At 40.4% G+C, this 18,138-nt stretch carries 21 protein-coding genes; 20 read left to right on the forward strand and 1 reads right to left on the reverse strand.

The annotated features are described in order from the left end of the window. Positions 1-176 precede the first annotated feature (176 nt). The 11 genes from ACSR9O_RS25170 (at position 177) to rsmI (ending at position 7,941) form a co-directional block, all read left to right on the forward strand. The gene (locus ACSR9O_RS25170; RefSeq protein ID WP_101225890.1) at positions 177-395 is read left to right on the forward strand and encodes a sigma factor G inhibitor Gin; all 219 of its coding nucleotides are present in this window, start codon (positions 177-179) and stop codon (positions 393-395) included. A gap of 225 nt (positions 396-620) precedes the next feature. After that, complete coding sequence (locus ACSR9O_RS25175) at positions 621-2,075, forward strand: aminotransferase class I/II-fold pyridoxal phosphate-dependent enzyme (protein WP_491725287.1); 1,455 nt, start codon at positions 621-623, stop codon at positions 2,073-2,075. A 39-nt stretch (positions 2,076-2,114) separates the two neighbouring features. Then, entirely contained in the window at positions 2,115-2,756 is a 642-nt protein-coding gene (tmk, locus tag ACSR9O_RS25180; protein WP_230178754.1) for a dTMP kinase, read from the forward strand. A 101-nt stretch (positions 2,757-2,857) separates the two neighbouring features. After that, complete coding sequence (darA, locus tag ACSR9O_RS25185; RefSeq protein WP_034316369.1) at positions 2,858-3,187, forward strand: cyclic di-AMP receptor DarA; 330 nt, start codon at positions 2,858-2,860, stop codon at positions 3,185-3,187. Positions 3,188-3,211: 24 nt separating this feature from the next. Beyond that, on the forward strand, positions 3,212-3,652 hold the full coding sequence (locus ACSR9O_RS25190; RefSeq protein WP_491725288.1) for a YaaR family protein: 441 nt from the start codon (positions 3,212-3,214) through the stop codon (positions 3,650-3,652). A gap of 14 nt (positions 3,653-3,666) precedes the next feature. Beyond that, a complete protein-coding gene (gene holB, locus ACSR9O_RS25195; protein ID WP_491725510.1) occupies positions 3,667-4,665 on the forward strand; it encodes a DNA polymerase III subunit delta' in 999 nt (332 codons plus the stop codon). Position 4,666: 1 nt separating this feature from the next. Beyond that, a complete protein-coding gene (locus ACSR9O_RS25200; RefSeq protein WP_101225894.1) occupies positions 4,667-5,497 on the forward strand; it encodes a PSP1 domain-containing protein in 831 nt (276 codons plus the stop codon). Positions 5,498-5,547: 50 nt separating this feature from the next. Next, complete coding sequence (yabA, locus tag ACSR9O_RS25205; protein WP_397315131.1) at positions 5,548-5,886, forward strand: DNA replication initiation control protein YabA; 339 nt, start codon at positions 5,548-5,550, stop codon at positions 5,884-5,886. A 178-nt stretch (positions 5,887-6,064) separates the two neighbouring features. Then, positions 6,065-6,808 carry a tRNA1(Val) (adenine(37)-N6)-methyltransferase gene (locus ACSR9O_RS25210; protein WP_101225896.1) on the forward strand — a complete coding sequence of 248 codons (744 nt, stop codon included), beginning with the start codon at positions 6,065-6,067 and terminating at the stop codon, positions 6,806-6,808. Continuing rightward, the gene (locus ACSR9O_RS25215; protein WP_101225897.1) at positions 6,795-7,055 is read left to right on the forward strand and encodes a GIY-YIG nuclease family protein; all 261 of its coding nucleotides are present in this window, start codon (positions 6,795-6,797) and stop codon (positions 7,053-7,055) included. The genes ACSR9O_RS25210 and ACSR9O_RS25215 overlap by 14 nt, the downstream gene beginning before the upstream one ends. Before the next feature lies 1 nt (position 7,056). Beyond that, positions 7,057-7,941, forward strand: a complete 885-nt coding sequence (gene rsmI / locus ACSR9O_RS25220; RefSeq protein WP_101225898.1) for a 16S rRNA (cytidine(1402)-2'-O)-methyltransferase — start codon at positions 7,057-7,059, stop codon at positions 7,939-7,941. 46 nt (positions 7,942-7,987) lie between these two features. Here rsmI and abrB read toward each other — a convergent pair whose 3' ends face one another. Next, on the reverse strand, positions 7,988-8,272 hold the full coding sequence (abrB, locus tag ACSR9O_RS25225; RefSeq protein WP_048689982.1) for a transition state genes transcriptional regulator AbrB: 285 nt from the start codon (positions 8,270-8,272) through the stop codon (positions 7,988-7,990). A gap of 609 nt (positions 8,273-8,881) precedes the next feature. Here abrB and metG point away from each other — a divergent pair. The 9 genes from metG to ispE all read left to right on the forward strand — a co-directional run bounded on the left by metG (position 8,882) and on the right by ispE (position 18,106). Continuing rightward, positions 8,882-10,843: a methionine--tRNA ligase gene (gene metG, locus ACSR9O_RS25230; protein ID WP_137023445.1), complete on the forward strand. Its 1,962-nt coding sequence runs from the start codon at positions 8,882-8,884 to the stop codon at positions 10,841-10,843. Between the two features lie 208 nt (positions 10,844-11,051). Beyond that, the gene (locus ACSR9O_RS25235; RefSeq protein WP_101225900.1) at positions 11,052-11,819 is read left to right on the forward strand and encodes a TatD family hydrolase; all 768 of its coding nucleotides are present in this window, start codon (positions 11,052-11,054) and stop codon (positions 11,817-11,819) included. Positions 11,820-12,098: 279 nt separating this feature from the next. Then, a complete protein-coding gene (locus tag ACSR9O_RS25240) occupies positions 12,099-13,253 on the forward strand; it encodes a ubiquitin-like domain-containing protein (protein ID WP_491725289.1) in 1,155 nt (384 codons plus the stop codon). Positions 13,254-13,505: 252 nt separating this feature from the next. Beyond that, on the forward strand, positions 13,506-14,069 hold the full coding sequence (gene rnmV, locus ACSR9O_RS25245; protein ID WP_137019647.1) for a ribonuclease M5: 564 nt from the start codon (positions 13,506-13,508) through the stop codon (positions 14,067-14,069). Beyond that, the gene (rsmA, locus tag ACSR9O_RS25250) at positions 14,062-14,940 is read left to right on the forward strand and encodes a 16S rRNA (adenine(1518)-N(6)/adenine(1519)-N(6))-dimethyltransferase RsmA (RefSeq protein ID WP_101225903.1); all 879 of its coding nucleotides are present in this window, start codon (positions 14,062-14,064) and stop codon (positions 14,938-14,940) included. The genes rnmV and rsmA overlap by 8 nt, the downstream gene beginning before the upstream one ends. Positions 14,941-15,142: 202 nt before the next feature. After that, positions 15,143-16,021: a sporulation peptidase YabG gene (yabG, locus tag ACSR9O_RS25255; RefSeq protein ID WP_101225904.1), complete on the forward strand. Its 879-nt coding sequence runs from the start codon at positions 15,143-15,145 to the stop codon at positions 16,019-16,021. A gap of 313 nt (positions 16,022-16,334) precedes the next feature. Further along, positions 16,335-16,586, forward strand: coding sequence for a biofilm formation stimulator Veg (gene veg, locus ACSR9O_RS25260; protein WP_061440325.1), 252 nt, complete (start codon positions 16,335-16,337; stop codon positions 16,584-16,586). Between the two features lie 151 nt (positions 16,587-16,737). Beyond that, entirely contained in the window at positions 16,738-16,914 is a 177-nt protein-coding gene (locus ACSR9O_RS25265) for a small, acid-soluble spore protein, alpha/beta type (protein WP_101225905.1), read from the forward strand. Positions 16,915-17,236: 322 nt separating this feature from the next. After that, entirely contained in the window at positions 17,237-18,106 is an 870-nt protein-coding gene (gene ispE / locus ACSR9O_RS25270) for a 4-(cytidine 5'-diphospho)-2-C-methyl-D-erythritol kinase (protein WP_101225906.1), read from the forward strand. Positions 18,107-18,138: the final 32 nt, after the last annotated feature.

The following is an 18,138-nucleotide window of genomic DNA, read 5'->3' on the forward strand; positions in this document are numbered from 1 at the left end:
CTTCGTTTAATGCTAAGAAAAATCATTGGATATAAAGGGATTATCAATTATGGAAACTTTTATAAAGACATACACGTAATGAAATTCTTCATCATACATTGTAAAAAGCATCCCCGGTTCTCTTAAACTATTTAAATTAATGTATGCGAACAATGGTTTTTGGGGAGAATGCAGGTATGGAGGTGGAGATGTTGGGGACAACAACAACCAAAACAACGGCAGGGGAAACATGCGCGGTTTGTGAAGAAATAAAAGGGATGGGTATACATCTATATACGACTTTTATTTGCGAGGAATGCGAAAGGGATATGATCGGGACGGATACGAACGACCCCAAGTACCAATATTACTTAAAGAAATTAAGAAAAATCACTAATCCTGAAATATTATCATGAAAAAATAGTTTGTGGAAAGTTAAAGAGTCAGAGAAAAAAGAAATGGTGTGTTTCTTTAGTCTCTGATTCTTTTTTTGGTACTTTAGAAGAATGCTTGCCAACACGCTTCAAGCTGCAATCAGACTGTTCGGGGATACATAATCGCCTTCCTATTGTCGTAATATGAGATAAAATTGAACTTATTTGATAAAATGAAAAAATACTATGACGTGAGGGAAGAGAAAAATGAATCAATCTCAGACACCATTGTTCGATGCAATGAGTGAATTTCAAAAAAAAAGCCCAATATCCCTGCATGTCCCAGGACATAAAAATGGATGGGTGTTTAGTAAAAAGGGCCAAGCTTTATATAACTCCCTGCTTGGTATTGATGCCACGGAGTTAAGTGGTTTAGATGACCTGCATGCTCCAGAGGGCGCCATTTTAAAGTCCGAGCAACTACTCGCTGACCTATATGGGGTAAAGCGGAGTTATTTTCTCGTTAATGGGTCAACCGTAGGCAACATTGCCATGATTCTTGCTACCTGCAGGGAAGGCGATAAGGTCCTTGTCCAAAGAAACTGCCATAAATCAATTTTACATGGATTGATGTTAGCGAATGTACAACCGATCTTTTTACAACCGGTTTATTATGTGAAATGGGGCATTGCTGGCGGTGTAAGTTCAAAATTAATTGAAGAAGCCTTGAGTGTACATCCAGATGTAAAAGCGATCATTGTTACCTATCCTAATTATTATGGTCTTGGTGAAGACTTGACGGAAATGGTAAGACTCGCACATCAAAAGGGGATTCCGGTGCTGGTGGACGAGGCACATGGCGCTCATTTTCAGTTAGGAAGCCCGTTTCCAAAGCCGGCCATATTGGCAGGGGCAGATGCCGTTGTCCATTCTGCGCATAAAACACTTCCGGCCATGACGATGGGGTCATTTCTTCATGTGAATTCATCCTTAGTTGATGTCGATCAAGTAGCCTTCTATTTACAAATGCTTCAGTCGAGCAGTCCATCTTACCCGATTATGGGATCGCTCGACTTGGCCAGGGCCTACTTAGCCGCTTTTACATCAGAAGATAAAAGTTCCCTTATTGAAAAGATATTAGATTTCAGAAGCGAATTAGGTGCCCTGGATACAGTAAGGGTGCTGGAGGCGCCACTAGGCATCGCGGCGGACCCGTTGAAAGTGGTCATTCAATCAACAAATGGTTTAAGCGGGTTTGAGTTACAGCAGCTATGTGAAGCCGAAGGCATTTTTACGGAATTGGCTGATCGTGATAATTTATTACTGATTTTACCCTTATTAAAAATGGATGCCGAATTTCCTTTTCATGAAATCGTTCAAACTATAAAAAGTGCCACTGAAGGCAGAATTGGATTCAAGGAAGAGAATCTTGGGGAAAGCTTGCCTGAACGAAGGTCAATGATAGGACTTGAAATGCCATACTCCGTCATGAAACATAGTAAATCAAAACCTGTCGCATTACACAAAGCAGTGGGTGAGGTATCTGCCGAGATGGTCATTCCTTATCCACCAGGGATCCCTTTGATTATGTCCGGGGAAATGATTACTCCTGAACATATATCCACTTTGAGAAGCCTGCTAGAACTGGGATCAAGGTTTCATGGCTGTTCCTCCCTTTCAAACGGAGAATTGATCGTTTATGAAAGCGGGCAGACTGGTTAAAATGTTATACTACAAACAAAGAACCTTGGAGGTACATCGATGAAACGTGGTATTTTTATAACAATGGAAGGGCCTGAGGGTGCCGGGAAAACAACAATTACCCAAATGCTTGGCAAGGCTCTGCAACAAGAAGGCTACCAAGTACTATTAACGCGTGAGCCAGGTGGAGTACCCATTTCGGAACAAATTAGGGAAGTGATCCTTAATAAAGATAATACAGCCATGGACGCGAGAACAGAGGCTTTATTATACGCAGCAGCAAGGCGTCAGCATTTAGTGGAAGTGGTCATTCCTGAGTTGGAACGAGGGGGAATTGTCCTCTGTGACAGATTTATAGACAGCTCGTTAGCCTATCAGGGCCATGCAAGGGGTTTGGATATAGAAGAAGTTTACAATATCAATAAATTCGCAATTGGAGATATGATGCCAGATGCCACGCTCTTTTTTGATATCGACCCAGAAGAGGGATTAAGACGTATCCAGTCCAATGGGGAAAGGGAAGTGAACCGGCTGGATCTTGAAGCCCTCGACTTCCATAAAAAAGTTTGTGAGGGGTATCAATTCATTATAAATAGATGGAAAGACCGTTTCATCATCGTGGATGCAGGCCGGACAATAGATGAAGTACTTGAAGAAACGAAAGCCAGCTTGTTGGATTTTTTAGCAAAAACGGGAAACTGAATATATAGGTTTCCATATTATTCAACCAATACTATTCCAGGCAAGGACTAGTTGATATAATAGAGTTAGTAAAAATTCAGAGTAACCGGAGGATGATGAGAATGAAAATGATCATTGCTGTCGTTCAAGACAAGGATAGTCATCGCCTGCTGAATCAATTAGTGGAAAATAATTTCGGAACGACCAAGCTAGCCAGCACTGGCGGGTTTTTAAAATCAGGTAATACGACTTTTATGATTGGCACAGAGGATGAACGCGTTGACCAAGCCATTCAGATAATCAAACAGAATTGTCAGTCACGATCCCAATTAGTATCACCGGTTTCACCGATGGGCGGGAATGCCGAGTCCTATGTACCTTACCCAGTGGAGATTCAAGTAGGCGGTGCGACCATTTTTGTTCTGCCGGTTGAAAACTTTTTACAATTTTAACGGTTAGTTACAGGGAGGTTCATTATGAAAATCAACCATGATATCCCTATTAAGCTTGATAAATCGCGTCAGGATGCCAAACAGTTCCAAACTGGGAATGGAAGATTTCAACAAATGGTTCAGACACAGGATCAAAAGATGCAAATCCAAACATTAAACCGTTTGATAGGCGATATTGAAGGTGCGGGTCATCGTTTAGTAAGGTCACGTACTTTTAGGGAATTGGCAAAATATAAAGCATTGGTGAAACGGTTTGTTAAAGAAGCGGTTGAATATGGACTGGAACTGAAACAATCTACGAGCTGGAACGAATATGGACAAAGCCGGCCGTTGAAAACCGTGGAAACGATAGATGCAAGATTAGTTGAGTTAAGCGAGGAAATTCTTAATAAAGAGAAAAGCTCGCTTGAAATATTGGAAATGATTGGCGAGATTAAAGGTTTGCTGATTAATTTATATACTTAAGTGAGTTGATGGTTTTGGATAAAACATGGCAGGACATGAGTGAAATTCAGCCGCAGGTAATGACGATGCTGCAAAATAGCATAACGAAGAACAGGGTGGCTCATGCGTATTTATTTGAAGGGGAAAAAGGGACAGGTAAGCAAGAGATAAGCATTGCCTTTGCCAAAAGCTTACTATGTGAAGCCCCGACAGCAGGTTATAAGCCATGCGAACTTTGTCGGAATTGCAAACGGATTTCAAGTGGGAATCATCCTGATGTCCATTTGATAGAAAAAGACGGTCTCTCAATAAAGAAAGAACAAATCAAGGGGCTGCAGGAAGAGTTTTCGAAAAAAAGCGTAGAGGCAGATCGAAAGGTTTATATGATTGCCGATGCGGACAAAATGTCGGTGGGGGCAGCCAACAGTCTATTGAAATTTTTAGAAGAACCTTCGGCTGATACTGTAGCAATATTGATGACCGAACAGCTTCAGAGGATTCTACCGACTATATTATCTAGGTGCCAAGTGATTTCATTCAAACCATTATCTCCGGAGAATGTGAGACGGAAGCTGATAGAACAGGAGTTAGAACCACAGCTGGCCTCGGTCATCGCACACATAACACAGAATCTGGAAGCTGGAATCGAGCTTAGCCATGATGAATGGTTTGTACAAGCTCAAAAAATAGTGGTAAAATTATATGAAGTGTTAAAAATCAATTCCTTGAAGGCATTGCTGTACCTTCAGACGGATTGGTCCACACACTTTAAAGAAAGAGAACAGGTTGACAGAGGTCTTGATTTGTTACTTCTTATATATAAGGATTTATTATACATTCAGTTGGACAAAAAGGACTTCGTTGTATTCCAAAATAAACTGAAGGAATTTGAAACTCACGCTCTTCATCTTTCCCCAAGACGCCTTGCTGAACATATGGGTTGCATTTTGGAAGCAAAAAGGAAGCTGATGTCCAACACGAATCCACAGCTGTTGATGGAACAGCTTGTGCTGAATTTGCAGGAGGGATCATGATTTGTATGATGTTGTAGGTGTCCGTTTTAAAAAGGCGGGCAAAATATACTACTTCGATCCGGGTGAATTCACTATTCCTAAGGACGATTTTGTAATAGTGGAGACTGTCCGCGGTGTTGAATTCGGTAGAGTCGTTACAGCCCGTAAACAAGTAGATGAAAACGATGTTGTCCTGCCATTGAAAAAAGTACTTCGGGTCGCTGATGCAAAAGATAAGCTGATTGTAGACGAGAACAAGGCGGCTGCAGAAGAGGCTTACTCTATATGTTGTCAAAAGGTTGTGGAGCATAAACTGGATATGAAGCTGGTTGATGTGTCATATACTTTCGACAGAAATAAAGTCGTGTTTTATTTTACAGCGGATGGTCGCGTGGATTTCCGTGATTTAGTCAAAGATTTAGCTGCCATATTCAGAACTCGCATAGAACTGCGCCAAATTGGGGTTAGGGATGAGGCAAAGATGCTTGGTGGCATCGGACCTTGTGGCAGAATGCTTTGTTGCTCCACATTTCTTGGGGATTTTGAACCGGTTTCCATCAAAATGGCGAAGGATCAGAATTTATCATTAAATCCTACAAAAATCTCAGGTTTATGCGGTCGATTGATGTGCTGTCTGAAATATGAAAATGATGAGTATGAAAGTGCGAAGGAAATGCTTCCTGATTTAGGTGAAATGATTAATACGCCTGGTGGCAAAGGCAAGGTAGTGGGGCTTAATATTCTAGAACGCGTACTTCAGATTGAACTAATCGAGCAAGAAAGAGTATTAGAGTATACTCTAGATGAGATTCTTAAAGAGGGAGCCGTTTCTATTCAAGCCACAGATTATTAAGGTGGTGGGAGAGCGTGGATAAGAAAGATATTTTTGAGTCGGTGACCAATATGGAAACCCAGATAGGCCAATTATATAAGCAGCTTGGAGAATTGAAGCAGAACTTAGCTGAAATCCTTGAGGAAAATCAGTCGATCAAGCTGGAGAACGAGCATTTGCGCCATCGGTTGGGCCTTGTGGAAGTCGAAACTGCTCCTGCTGCAGTAAAGGTCAAACAAAAAGTGAAAAACCGTACTGCAAGTGCGGACAAGGTTATGGATATCGGGGAAGGCTATGATAATTTAGCCCGTATCTATCAAGAAGGCTTTCACATTTGCAATCTGCATTTTGGCAGTTTAAGAAAAGAAGGAGATTGCTTGTTCTGTTTATCTTTTTTAAACAAGAAGTGATAATGGAATAATATAAAAGATGTTCCATCTCTTTTACGTGATAGATAGACCGTTTACAATATATAGTGATTCGGGGTCTGACGCATACTATGAGTCAGGCCCCTTTTTGTACGATAGTTATGTCGAAGCATGTACCCTATACATGCTTTTTCCATACATGATTAGGAGGGTAACAGCAATGGTGGAACTTAAAGGAGATGAGCGCCTGGATTATCTATTGGCTGAGAAATTAAGGATCATCCAGAGCCCGTCGGTGTTCTCTTTTTCATTAGATGCCGTTTTATTATCAAGGTTCGTAAATGTCCCGATCCAAAAAGGGAAAATCGTAGATCTTTGCTCAGGGAATGGGGTCATACCTTTGCTGCTGAGTACAAGAACGAAAGGGCAAATTACCGGTGTTGAAATTCAAGAGCGGTTATATGATATGGCCCAGAGGAGCATGGACTATAATGGAGTATCCTCGCAGATCGAGATGATTCATGGGGATATAAAGGAAATACCAAAACAGATAGGGTATAGCAAGTATGATGTAGTTACTTGCAATCCACCCTATTTCCCGACGCCATCTATCGAGGAAATTAACAAAAATGAGCATTTTGCAATTGCCCGACATGAATTAATGTGTAATCTAGAGGACGTCATGCGTGTTTCAAGTCAGTTGTTGCGTCAAGGTGGGAAAGCGGCATTCGTTCATAGACCTGGCCGTCTGATGGATATCCTCCATTTCATGAGGATGTACAGAATTGAACCGAAGCGACTGCAATTCGTTTATCCAAAGAGTTCAAAAGAAGCGAATACGATTCTTATTGAAGGGATAAAGGACGGCAACCCTGATTTGAAGATTCTTCCTCCGCTTGTTGTATATAATGATCAAAATGAGTATAATCCGGAAATCAGAAGGATTTTATATGGAGAGGAATAAGCATTATTTTTATGTTTTAAAATGCAGGGACGGAAGCTATTATGCTGGGTATACCAATAATTTGGACCGCAGGATTGATGCTCATAATCAAGGCAGGGGTGCAAAGTATACACGTGGCCGGACCCCGGTTGAACTGATTTATCATGAAATATTCGAAACACAGACATTGGCCATGCAGGCTGAATATAAATTCAAGCAATTAACCAGAAAACAAAAGCAAAAGTGGATGGCAAAGGAGGATACATGATATGTGGCAGCAAAAGAGTTTTGAAAAAGAAGGATTGGAGCCAGCTCTATATCTGGTTCCTACACCGATAGGAAACCTTGAGGATATGAGTTTCCGGGCTTTAAGAATCTTAAAGGAAGCGGATGTCATTGCTGCTGAGGACACGCGAAATACAAAGAAATTATGCAACTACTTTGAAATTTCGACACCTATCGTCAGTTACCATGAACATAATAAGGAATATAGCGGAAAGCAGATGCTTGAGAGGCTTCGGTCTGGAGAGGTCATTGCATTGGTAAGTGATGCGGGCTTGCCGACGATATCCGATCCGGGATATGAACTGGTCAAAGAAGCCATTGCCGAACAGTTTAAAGTCATCCCGTTGCCTGGGGCAAATGCTGCATTAACTGCATTGATCGCATCTGGACTGATTCCGCAGCCCTTTTACTTTTATGGCTTTCTACAGCGGGGAGCAAAAGAAAAAAAGCAGGAGCTGGAAAAATTAAAAAAATTGGAATCGACTTGGATCGTTTATGAATCGCCACATCGATTGAAAGATACATTAAAACATATGCATGAAATTTTAGGTGACCGTCGTATAGTATTATGCCGTGAATTGACCAAGAAATTTGAAGAGTTCATTCGAGGGACTGTGAGTGAAGCATTGACATGGGCGACGGAATCCGAAATTCGCGGAGAGTTCTGTTTAATAATAGAAGGAGGGCAATGGTCGGAGGAGGAACCTGAAGAAGCTTGGTGGATGGTCCTTGACATCGTCGGTCATGTTAATCATTATATGGAAACCAAGCAATTCACTTCAAAGGACGCAATCAAGCAGGTCGCAAAAGATCGCAATATGCAAAAACGGGATGTATATCAAGCGTATCATATTGATATACAAGAATAATAAACATAAAAAAACTTCCGAAGGTCGGAAGTTTTTTTTATATCATTTATTTAGAAGCAGTGAAGTTTTGTTGAATTTCTTGAATAAGTAATTCTGCACCTTCACGGCTAAGGATCAATTTACCATTAGCAAGTGTAAGGTTGTTATCGGAAACTTCACCTGTAACTTGGCAAGTCATGTTTGGTTTGTATTTTTTCAAGATGATGCGCTCATCATCAACATAGATTTCAAGAGCGTCTTTCTCAGCGATACCCAATGTACGACGAAGTTCGATTGGAATAACCACCCGGCCTAACTCATCAACTTTACGAACAATACCTGTAGATTTCATTTTTATAATTTCTCCTCTCAGTTACAATCTAGTACCCTATTTTCTATTTTTTTCGCCATTATTCGACAAATTTTTTTATAAATTTATAATACCAGCCATTCCCAAATTCGTCAATGATTTATTTTCATTTTTTTGTAAGAAATAGCATGGCTCATTTTGTGTAACAAAAAGGCTTTTAAAGAGAAAAAATCGGTTATGCCTTTAAAAGTAAAGAAATAGCTAGACTACAAGGAACCCCTCACTTCACCAGATTTCGACAAAGTGTGCATATAAAACATACTTCATCATTATATGTTTAATATAATTTAGTTTCAAAACAAAAGTTCTGAATTAAGGATAATTTTCTGAAAAACTTTACGAATATGTGAGTTGTTGCACAAAAAAAGAAATTTAGGTATATTTTGTTGAGGTAAGAGGTAATGCTGTCATAAGGGTAGTCACGTCCAGATCACTTATTTTTAAATATAATTTTTTAATTCTATTAACACGATGATTAGATTAGTGATTATTGTCGCATATAGCGTTAAAATAGAGATAATAACTTAAATATATTCTTATGGCTTGGGTCAATCCTTTAGCCGGTTTTTCAAAAGATGAGGAGGGAACGTAGTGCAAGATAAATTAAAAACATTCTATATCACGACACCCATATATTATCCGAGTGGTAATTTACATATAGGGCACGCGTATACGACAGTTGCAGGGGATGCCATGGCTCGTTATAAAAGGATGCGTGGCTTCGATGTCATGTATTTAACAGGCACTGATGAACATGGTCAAAAAATCCAGCGTAAAGCGGCTGAGGAAGGAATCACTCCACAGCAATATGTAGATAATATCGTATCAGGGATTAAAGAGCTCTGGGAAAAGCTTGATATTTCATATGATGATTTCATCAGGACGACGGAAGATCGCCATAAAGAGGTTGTAGCCAAGATATTCAAAAGGCTATTGGACCAGGGTGATATATATTTGGACCAATATGAAGGGCTATATTGTACACCTTGCGAATCTTTCTTCACGGAACGTCAGGTGGAAGAAAGCAATGGAAACTGTCCTGATTGCGGCAGGCCTGTTGAGAAGGTGAAAGAGGAATCTTACTTCTTTAAGATGAGTAAATATGCGGATCGGTTACTGAAGTTTTATGAGGAAAATCCGGATTTCATTCAACCGGAATCCCGCAAAAATGAAATGATCAATAACTTCATCAAGCCTGGATTGGAAGATCTGGCCGTTTCACGTACTACTTTCGATTGGGGCATCAAGGTGCCGGGAGATCCAAAGCATGTTATTTATGTCTGGATAGATGCTTTGACCAATTATATAACGGCATTGGGGTACGGAACGGATAATGATTCTAAATACTTGAATTATTGGCCGGCCGATGTACATCTGGTCGGAAAGGAAATTGTGCGTTTCCATACGATCTATTGGCCGATCATGTTAATGGCTCTTGATGTGCCGCTTCCAAAGAAAGTCTTTGCCCACGGATGGCTTCTCATGAAAGATGGTAAAATGTCCAAATCAAAAGGAAATGTAGTGGATCCCGTTACATTGATTGATCGTTACGGTTTGGATTCTTTACGCTACTATTTATTGCGTGAAGTTCCATTTGGTTCCGATGGAGTATTTACACCGGAAGGGTTTGTTGAACGGATCAATTTTGACCTGGCAAATGATTTAGGGAATTTATTAAACCGAACAGTTGCAATGGTCAATAAGTATTTTGATGGTGTAATTCCAAATTACGATGGATCCAATGGTGAATTCGAAAAGGCTTTGCTTGAAATGAACCAAGAAACGGTAGGCAAGTATGAGGAAGCAATGGAAAACATGGAATTTTCAGTTGCACTAACATCCATTTGGCAATTAGTGAGCAGAACTAACAAATTCATCGATGAAACCCAGCCATGGACTCTTGCTAAAGATGAATCAAGGAAAGCGGACCTTGCTAGTGTCATGGTTCATTTGGCGGAATCATTACGCAGGACGGCAATCCTTTTGAAACCGTTCTTGACGCAAACACCGGAAAAAATCTTTGCTCAGCTTAGCATCAAAGATGATGTGTTGAAATCCTGGGACAGTTTAGCGGAGTTCGGTCAAATTCCTGCTGAAACAAAAGTTTTGAAGGGAGATCCGATCTTCCCTCGTTTGGATATGGAAGAGGAAGTTTTATATATTAAAGAACAAATGCAGGGCGATGCACCTAAGGCCGAGGAAAAAGTGGAAGTGGAGATTCCCGAGGTTGATGAAATCACTATTGATGACTTTACAAAAGTGGAGCTTCGTGTTGCTCAGGTCATGGAAGTTGAACCAGTAAAGAAGGCGGATAAGCTTCTTAAACTTCAGCTTGATTTGGGCTATGAGAAACGGCAAGTCGTTTCAGGCATTGCACAGCATTATAAACCCGAAGATTTAGTGGGCAAAAAGGTGATATGCGTAACGAATTTGAAACCTGTTAAACTTCGTGGCGAGCTATCGCAAGGAATGATTTTGGCGGGAAGCCAAGATGGTGTACTCTCAGTCGCTACAATAGATTCATCGATTCCAAATGGTTCAAAGGTGAAATAAACCGATGAAAACATAAAGGTGTTTCATATGAAACATTTTTATGTTTTTTTCTTTATGCTTTTGGAAAAAGTACTTTTATACAGGTTTTGTTTTTAGTGCTGGATTATTAGTTGGGCATATAAGGTCCTTTGTAATCTGTTTGTTACCTAAATGTGAAACATAAAACTTTCATTTTTTTATAAAATAGTGCTAGAAAGGAAGAAAAATAATGTTATTTGATACACATGTACATGTTAATGCGGAACAATTCAACGAGGATCTCGAAGAAGTAATAGAAAGAGCTAAGGAAGCAGGAGTCAATAATATGGTTGTCGTTGGTTTTGACCGGCCTACTATTATAAGGGCAATGGAATTGATAGAAGCTTATGATTTCATGTATGCCGCAGTCGGCTGGCATCCTGTCGATGCTATAGATATGACAGAAGAGGACTTACAATGGATCGAGGAATTATCCAACCATCCAAAGGTTGTGGCCATTGGTGAGATGGGCCTGGATTATCATTGGGATAAATCACCGAAAGATGTTCAAATGGAGGTATTCAGGAAGCAAATCCGTCTGGCAAAAAAGGTTGGGCTGCCCATTATCATCCATAATCGGGAAGCGACCGCGGATATCGTGAACATACTCAAGGAAGAAGAGGCATCAAGGGTTGGAGGCATCATGCATTGCTTTAGCGGAAGTGCGGAAACGGCTTTGGAATGCATTAATATGAATTTTTATATTTCATTGGGTGGCCCTGTAACCTTCAAGAATGCAAAAAAACCAAAGGAAGTGGCAGCGGCCGTACCTTTAGACCGTTTACTGATAGAGACCGATTGTCCATATTTGGCTCCCCATCCTTATAGGGGGAAGCGTAATGAACCTTCGTATGTGAAGCTTGTTGCTGAACAAATTGCAGAAATCAAACAACTTACAATCGAGGAAGTTTCCCAGGCGACAACAGAAAATGCCAAAAAATTATTCGGCATTAACTGACATTTTATTTTACAATATCTCCCGGGGTTCGCTAGCTAAAATCGTATTATTTTAAAGTTTCTACAAATCTCGCTCCAACTATAGGCTTATTATGTCGAGAAGTCACCCTTTCCTTTTCAATATGGAATATGCATAATAGGTAGTAATTTCCTGAATGAGAAGTGAATGGGTTGACAGCTTGATAACTAAGTCTATATAATCACCGGGAGGAAGGAGGAGTTTTTCATTCTATTAAAAACTATGAAAAACCTTATTCCCAAACCTTTTGGGAAGAAGAGAATGGCAATTGCCATTTGCAGTGCTATTCTTGTTTCTACAGCATTGGGAATACTAATATATCAAGGTACAAAGGATACAGTAACAATCATGCTAGACGGAAAAAAAGAGGTAGTGCGTACACACGCGGCTACTGTAAATGATATGTTGGAAGATTTAGAGATTACCGTTCAAGCCGCAGACTATGTCCATCCATCAAGGGCCACGAAGGTTGATGATGATTTAGAGGTGGTTTGGAAGCCTGCACAAAAAATCGTCATGGTACAGGATGGTAAGACGGAGGAAGTCTGGTCCACTGCCGAAACGGTAGAAGATCTTTTAAAAGATCAAGATCTTAGTGTGAAGGAACAGGATAAGATCACCCCTTCAAAAAATACGAAGCTGAAAGCGAATATGGAAGTTGCCATAGACAAAGCCTTTTCACTGAAATTAGTGGTAGGTGGAAACGAAAAGCAGGTATGGTCAACTTCGACTACTGTCGCTGACTTTTTAAAGCAACAAGGAGTAAAACTCAATGATTTGGATCGAGTTGAGCCAAAATTAACCGAAAAAGTTGAAGCTGAGAATACGGTAAACGTAGTTCGAATTGAAAAAGTCACCGATGTAGTGGAAGAACCAGTTGACTTTGCTGTCATAACAAAAAAAGATGACTCTTTATCAAAAGGGAAAGAGAAAATTGTCAAAGAAGGAAAAGACGGACTCATTTCCAAGAAATATGAAGTTGTTAAGGAAAATGGCAAAGAGGTCAAAAGAGAATTACTTTCAGAAAGAGTAGTTAATAAAAAGCAGGATAAAGTTGTAACGGTCGGAACTCGAACGACAGTTGCCCAGGCATCACGCGGAGTAACTAACGTTAGTTCTTCAAGTGGAAAAGAAATATACGTATCATCAACAGCTTATACTGCCAGTTGTAAGGGCTGTTCCGGTGTCACGTCTACAGGCGTAGATCTTAAGAGTAATCCGGGTGCAAAGATCATTGCTGTCGATCCAAGCGTGATTCCTTTGGGGTCGAAAGTATATGTAGATGGATACGGCTATGCTGTAGCTGCTGACAAAGGCGGAGCAATAAAGGGAAATAGGATTGATGTCTTCTTTTCCTCGAAAAATGATGCCTATCGTTGGGGTGTAAAGAGAGTAAAGGTTCGCGTATTGGACTAATAAGGTTTCTCTCGCAGGAGATGAATTCGTCTCCTGTTTTTTGCGTTTTATTTTCCACTTGTTGAAAAACCCTATGTAAAACTGTTTTAATAAGATAGACGTCTCACTATTCCATAAGATTTCAATTTATGTGTGTAAACTTTCATAAATGATCTTGACTGGATTCTCTATCCAGAAAAATTTTACGGGGGACCGGTTACGTTTATCCAAGAGCTAATCAAAGCGCTTGCGCTTTTCTGTATGGAGGAAACCATGAAGAAGATTAAAGAGATTATTGTTGTAGAAGGAAAAGACGATACGGTAGCGATAAAAAGGGCTGTTAATGCTGATACAATAGAAACCAATGGTTCCGCGGTGAATGAGTCCTGTATCGAGCAGGTGAGGCTTGCACAAAAGACGCGTGGAGCCATCATTTTCACGGACCCTGATTTTCCTGGTCAAAAAATCAGGAACATCATTTCAGAACAAGTAAAAGGCTGTAAACACGCCTTTTTAACGAAGGAGGAAGCCCTTCCTAAGTCAGGTAGAGGAATTGGTGTGGAACATGCTTCTCCTGAGGCGATTCGTAATGCTTTAAAGGATGCCCAGTTAATGGATGAAGAGGCTTCAGAAGAGATTTCACAGCAGGATTTAATAGATGCAGGTTTAATCGGCGGGTCCGGTGCCAAGGAACGAAGGGAAAAACTTGGATCTATTTTAAAAATCGGGTTTACCAATGGTAAACAGTTATATAAGAGACTAAAAATGTTCCAAATATCAACTGATGCTTTTGAGAAAGCGATGGTACAGATAATTCAGGAGGAAAATAATGAATAAGGATATTGCAACCCCTGTCAGAACGAAAGAAATATTAAAGAAATACGGATTCTCCTTTAAAAAGAGCTTAGGACAAAACTTTTTAATCGATACGAATATCTTGAAACGTATTGTCGAACATGCCAATTTGACAGAGGAAAGCGGCGCCATCGAAATTGGGCCGGGAATCGGGGCATTGACGGAACAACTAGCGAAAAGCAGCAAAAAGGTTGCGGCCTTTGAGATTGATCAGCGTCTACTGCCCATCTTATCGGATACACTGTCTCCCTATAACAATGTAAACATCATTCACGGGGATGTTCTCAAGGCAGATGTCAAGAAGGTAATCGAGGAAGAATTCGCTGGCTTCTCGGACCTGATGGTTGTTGCAAATCTGCCATACTATGTCACGACGCCGATCATTTTAAAGCTATTGTCCGAGGACCTGCCCATTAGAGGCATCGTGTGCATGCTGCAAAAGGAAGTGGCTGATCGAATTGCCGCAAAACCTGGGACAAAGGAATATGGTTCTTTATCCATTGCGATTCAATATTATACCGAAGCCGAAACAGTGATGATCGTACCCAAAACGGTATTCATGCCTCAGCCTAATGTTGATTCAGCCGTAATCCGCCTTACCTTGCGCGATAAGCCAATCGTTGAGGTCCTGGATGAGGATTTCTTCTTCACTGTGACCCGGGCGAGCTTTGCACAGCGCCGGAAAACGATATTAAATAACCTAATCAGTCAGCTGCCGGATGGTAAGTCGAAAAAAGAGCTCATACTTGCCGCTCTCGAAGCCGCAGAAGTTGATCCTTCCAGACGAGGAGAAACACTGAGCATCAAAGAATTTGGCCGCTTAAGTGATGCGTTATTGCCGAATTTCAAATAAAGATAATGTGAAAGATTAAAGTCGGAATGGGGTCACTCCCAGCTTCCGGCTTTTTTTATTTTGATATCGGCATACCATGATGGAACCGTACCCAAAAATGTAATCAATCCCAACCTTTCACCATTCAAGAATGGTTCGCATAACTTAAGAATGAAAATAAACTAGGGCGGGCTGAAAATAAGTCTTCTCATGGGGTGAGGCCATGAATATTCAAATAAACGATATTGTCGGTCGGGTTTCTTATAAATGCGACGTGTTGTTCCGGGTAATCGATATCCGTGATATTGACGGAAGGCGTGAAGCTATTCTTTATGGGGAAGATATCCGACTGATTGCAGATGCACCTTTTCAAGATTTAATGATCATCAATGATAATGAAAGAAATGATCGACAAAAATCGAATGAGGTACTTCAAGAACAATCTTACCGATTATTAACACAAGATCTAGAGCTGCAACAACAAAAAAATGGCTATCAATCGAGTAATGGCTATCGGTATAGCGGTGAATATTTTCAGATACCAGGGAGGGTCCTCCATGTTGATGGGGATGCGTCTTACTTAAGGAAATGCATGGAACTATATCAGAAATTCAGTATTCCGGTCAATGGCATCTATTGCAATGAAAAGGAAATGCCCCAAAGAATCGGGGGGTTGTTGGACCATTATCGGCCGGACATTCTTGTTGTCACCGGTCATGATGCCTATTCAAAATCAAAAGGACCGATGTCCGATATCAATGCCTACCGTCACTCAAAGGATTTTGTACAGACAGTTAGAGAAGCACGAAGGAGGGTTTCCCATTTAGACCAACTGATTATATTTGCCGGGGCTTGTCAATCGCATTTTGAATCATTAATCCAAGCGGGGGCTAATTTTGCAAGTTCTCCCTCCCGTGTTAATATACATGCTCTTGATCCGGTATATATCGTCGGAAAGATAAGCTTTACACCTTTTTCCGATCATATTCATGTTTGGGATGTCCTTCGGAATACATTAACGGGAGAGAAGGGGTTGGGGGGAATTGAGACTAAAGGGGTGTTACGGACCGGGTTGCCTTTCAAGCCATTTCAGGAAGAATGAACGAGCTGCATTTTAAAAGAATGCAGCTTGCTTTTGGTGGGGAAGAATTCGGATATCCTCACAAAAAAACGGTTTTTTTGTTTGGTAATGTCACTAAGTAATGATTTAACTACGAAAATTCGGTTTAATAATTAATGAAAAAGTTCGTTTACATAATTTTTCATTTCCCAGGATATAATAAAATTGTTCGCGATTTTGCCGGATTTCAGATAAAAATATATTGACTACATTTTTAAGTGCTGATATAATTTATTATTTTGTTTGCGTATATTTGTAAATTGTGATATACTTAACTTAGTGAGGTGGACCGAAAATGCCAAAAACTCTAGCTGATATTAAAACTGCACTTGATTCAAACCTAGGTAAAAGATTGCTCTTAAAAGCAAACGGTGGAAGAAGAAAGACTGTAGAACGATTTGGAACTTTGGCGGAAACTTATCCGGCTGTTTTTGTAATTGAGCTCGACCAAGATGAAAATGCGTTTGAAAGAGTATCTTACAGCTATGCGGATGTTTTAACGGAAACCGTAGAACTAACATTTTTAAACAAACAACAAGAGATTTAACTTAGACGAGGCAGCGAACAACTATGTTTGCTGCTTTTTGTTTTGTATAAAATATCCTGTGAGCCCCAATAAAGGCTTAAAAAGGATGTAATGAAATAGCTTATGATGCAAACACTAGGCATGTGACGGCATGTGAAAGGGGTTGCTTCGCTTGAGCAGGAAAAAAGGGATTATGTCAAATGGTCTTAAAGAGGAATTGGCTAAAGAACTTGGATTTTACGATGTTGTCCAGAAAGAAGGCTGGGGAGGAATCCGGGCCAGGGACGCAGGTAACATGGTAAAACTTGCTATCGAAAAAGCACAACGTCAATTGGTGAACAAGGAGTAAGATAAACACTTAATTGTATCATGCCGTCATGTTGAAAGTAGCCAGACTTCTTATGCGATGTATAGCTCTATTCATTTTTGCTTACATTGTAGTTAAGGAGTCTGGTTTTTTTATGTATCGGTAATTGCTATTTGGATTTGTAGCAAGTCTTTTGGGATTCAGGAAGTGGCTGCTCTCCCATGTGCCTACATGTGTCTATTCCCCTCTAAAGGCCAATCTTAGCTTCATTACATTGAAATTACGATGAAAAAACCTTTAGAATATAAACAAATATGATAGAATAGGACAAGAACTTTTAAGAACGTTAAAGTAGGTGGACATATTGAAGCTTATGGAAAAAGCCCCGGCTAAGATTAATTTGGCTTTGGATGTGCTTTTCAAACGGCCTGATGGGTATCATGAGGTGGAAATGATCATGACGACAGTCGACCTTGCCGATAGAATTGAACTAAAGGAAATAAAGGGGAATCATATCCAAATTCTATCCCATAATCGATTTGTTCCGGATGATCATCGGAATTTAGCTTATCAAGCCGCATTTATTCTAAAGGAACGTTTTGGAATCAATAAAGGTGTTTCTATAACTATAGAGAAAAATATACCTGTAGCCGCAGGGCTTGCTGGTGGAAGCAGTGATGCCGCAGCTACATTGAGGGGCTTAAATAGACTGTGGAAGCTAGGTCTTTCCATGGATGAACTTGCGGAAATAGGAGCTGAAATTGGCTCCGATGTTTCATTTTGTGTATACGGAGGTACGGCGTTGGCCAGAGGGCGCGGGGAAAAAATCACGCATCTTCCTGCACCGCCAAAATGCTGGGTCATCTTGGCCAAACCGACGATTGGCGTTTCGACAGCGGATATATATAAAAGGCTCCAAACTTCAAAAATGGAGCATCCGGATGTACCTGGAATGATTACGGCTATTATGGAAAACAATTATCACGATGTATGCGAGGGATTGGGCAATGTTCTGGAACAGGTGACATTGCAGTTATACCCAGAGGTTGCGAACATTAAAGATCAAATGAAGACATTTGGAGCAGATTCGGTCTTGATGAGCGGAAGTGGTCCGACCGTTTTTGGTTTGGTGGAACATGATTCGCGCATGCAAAGAATTTATAATGGACTTCGCGGATTTTGTGATCAAGTCTATGCAGTCCGTTTACTGGGTGATCGAAACAATCTTGAATAGAAACGTACATTAGTGGTATAGTTGCTATATAA

Source organism: Peribacillus sp. B65, assembly GCF_058513295.1.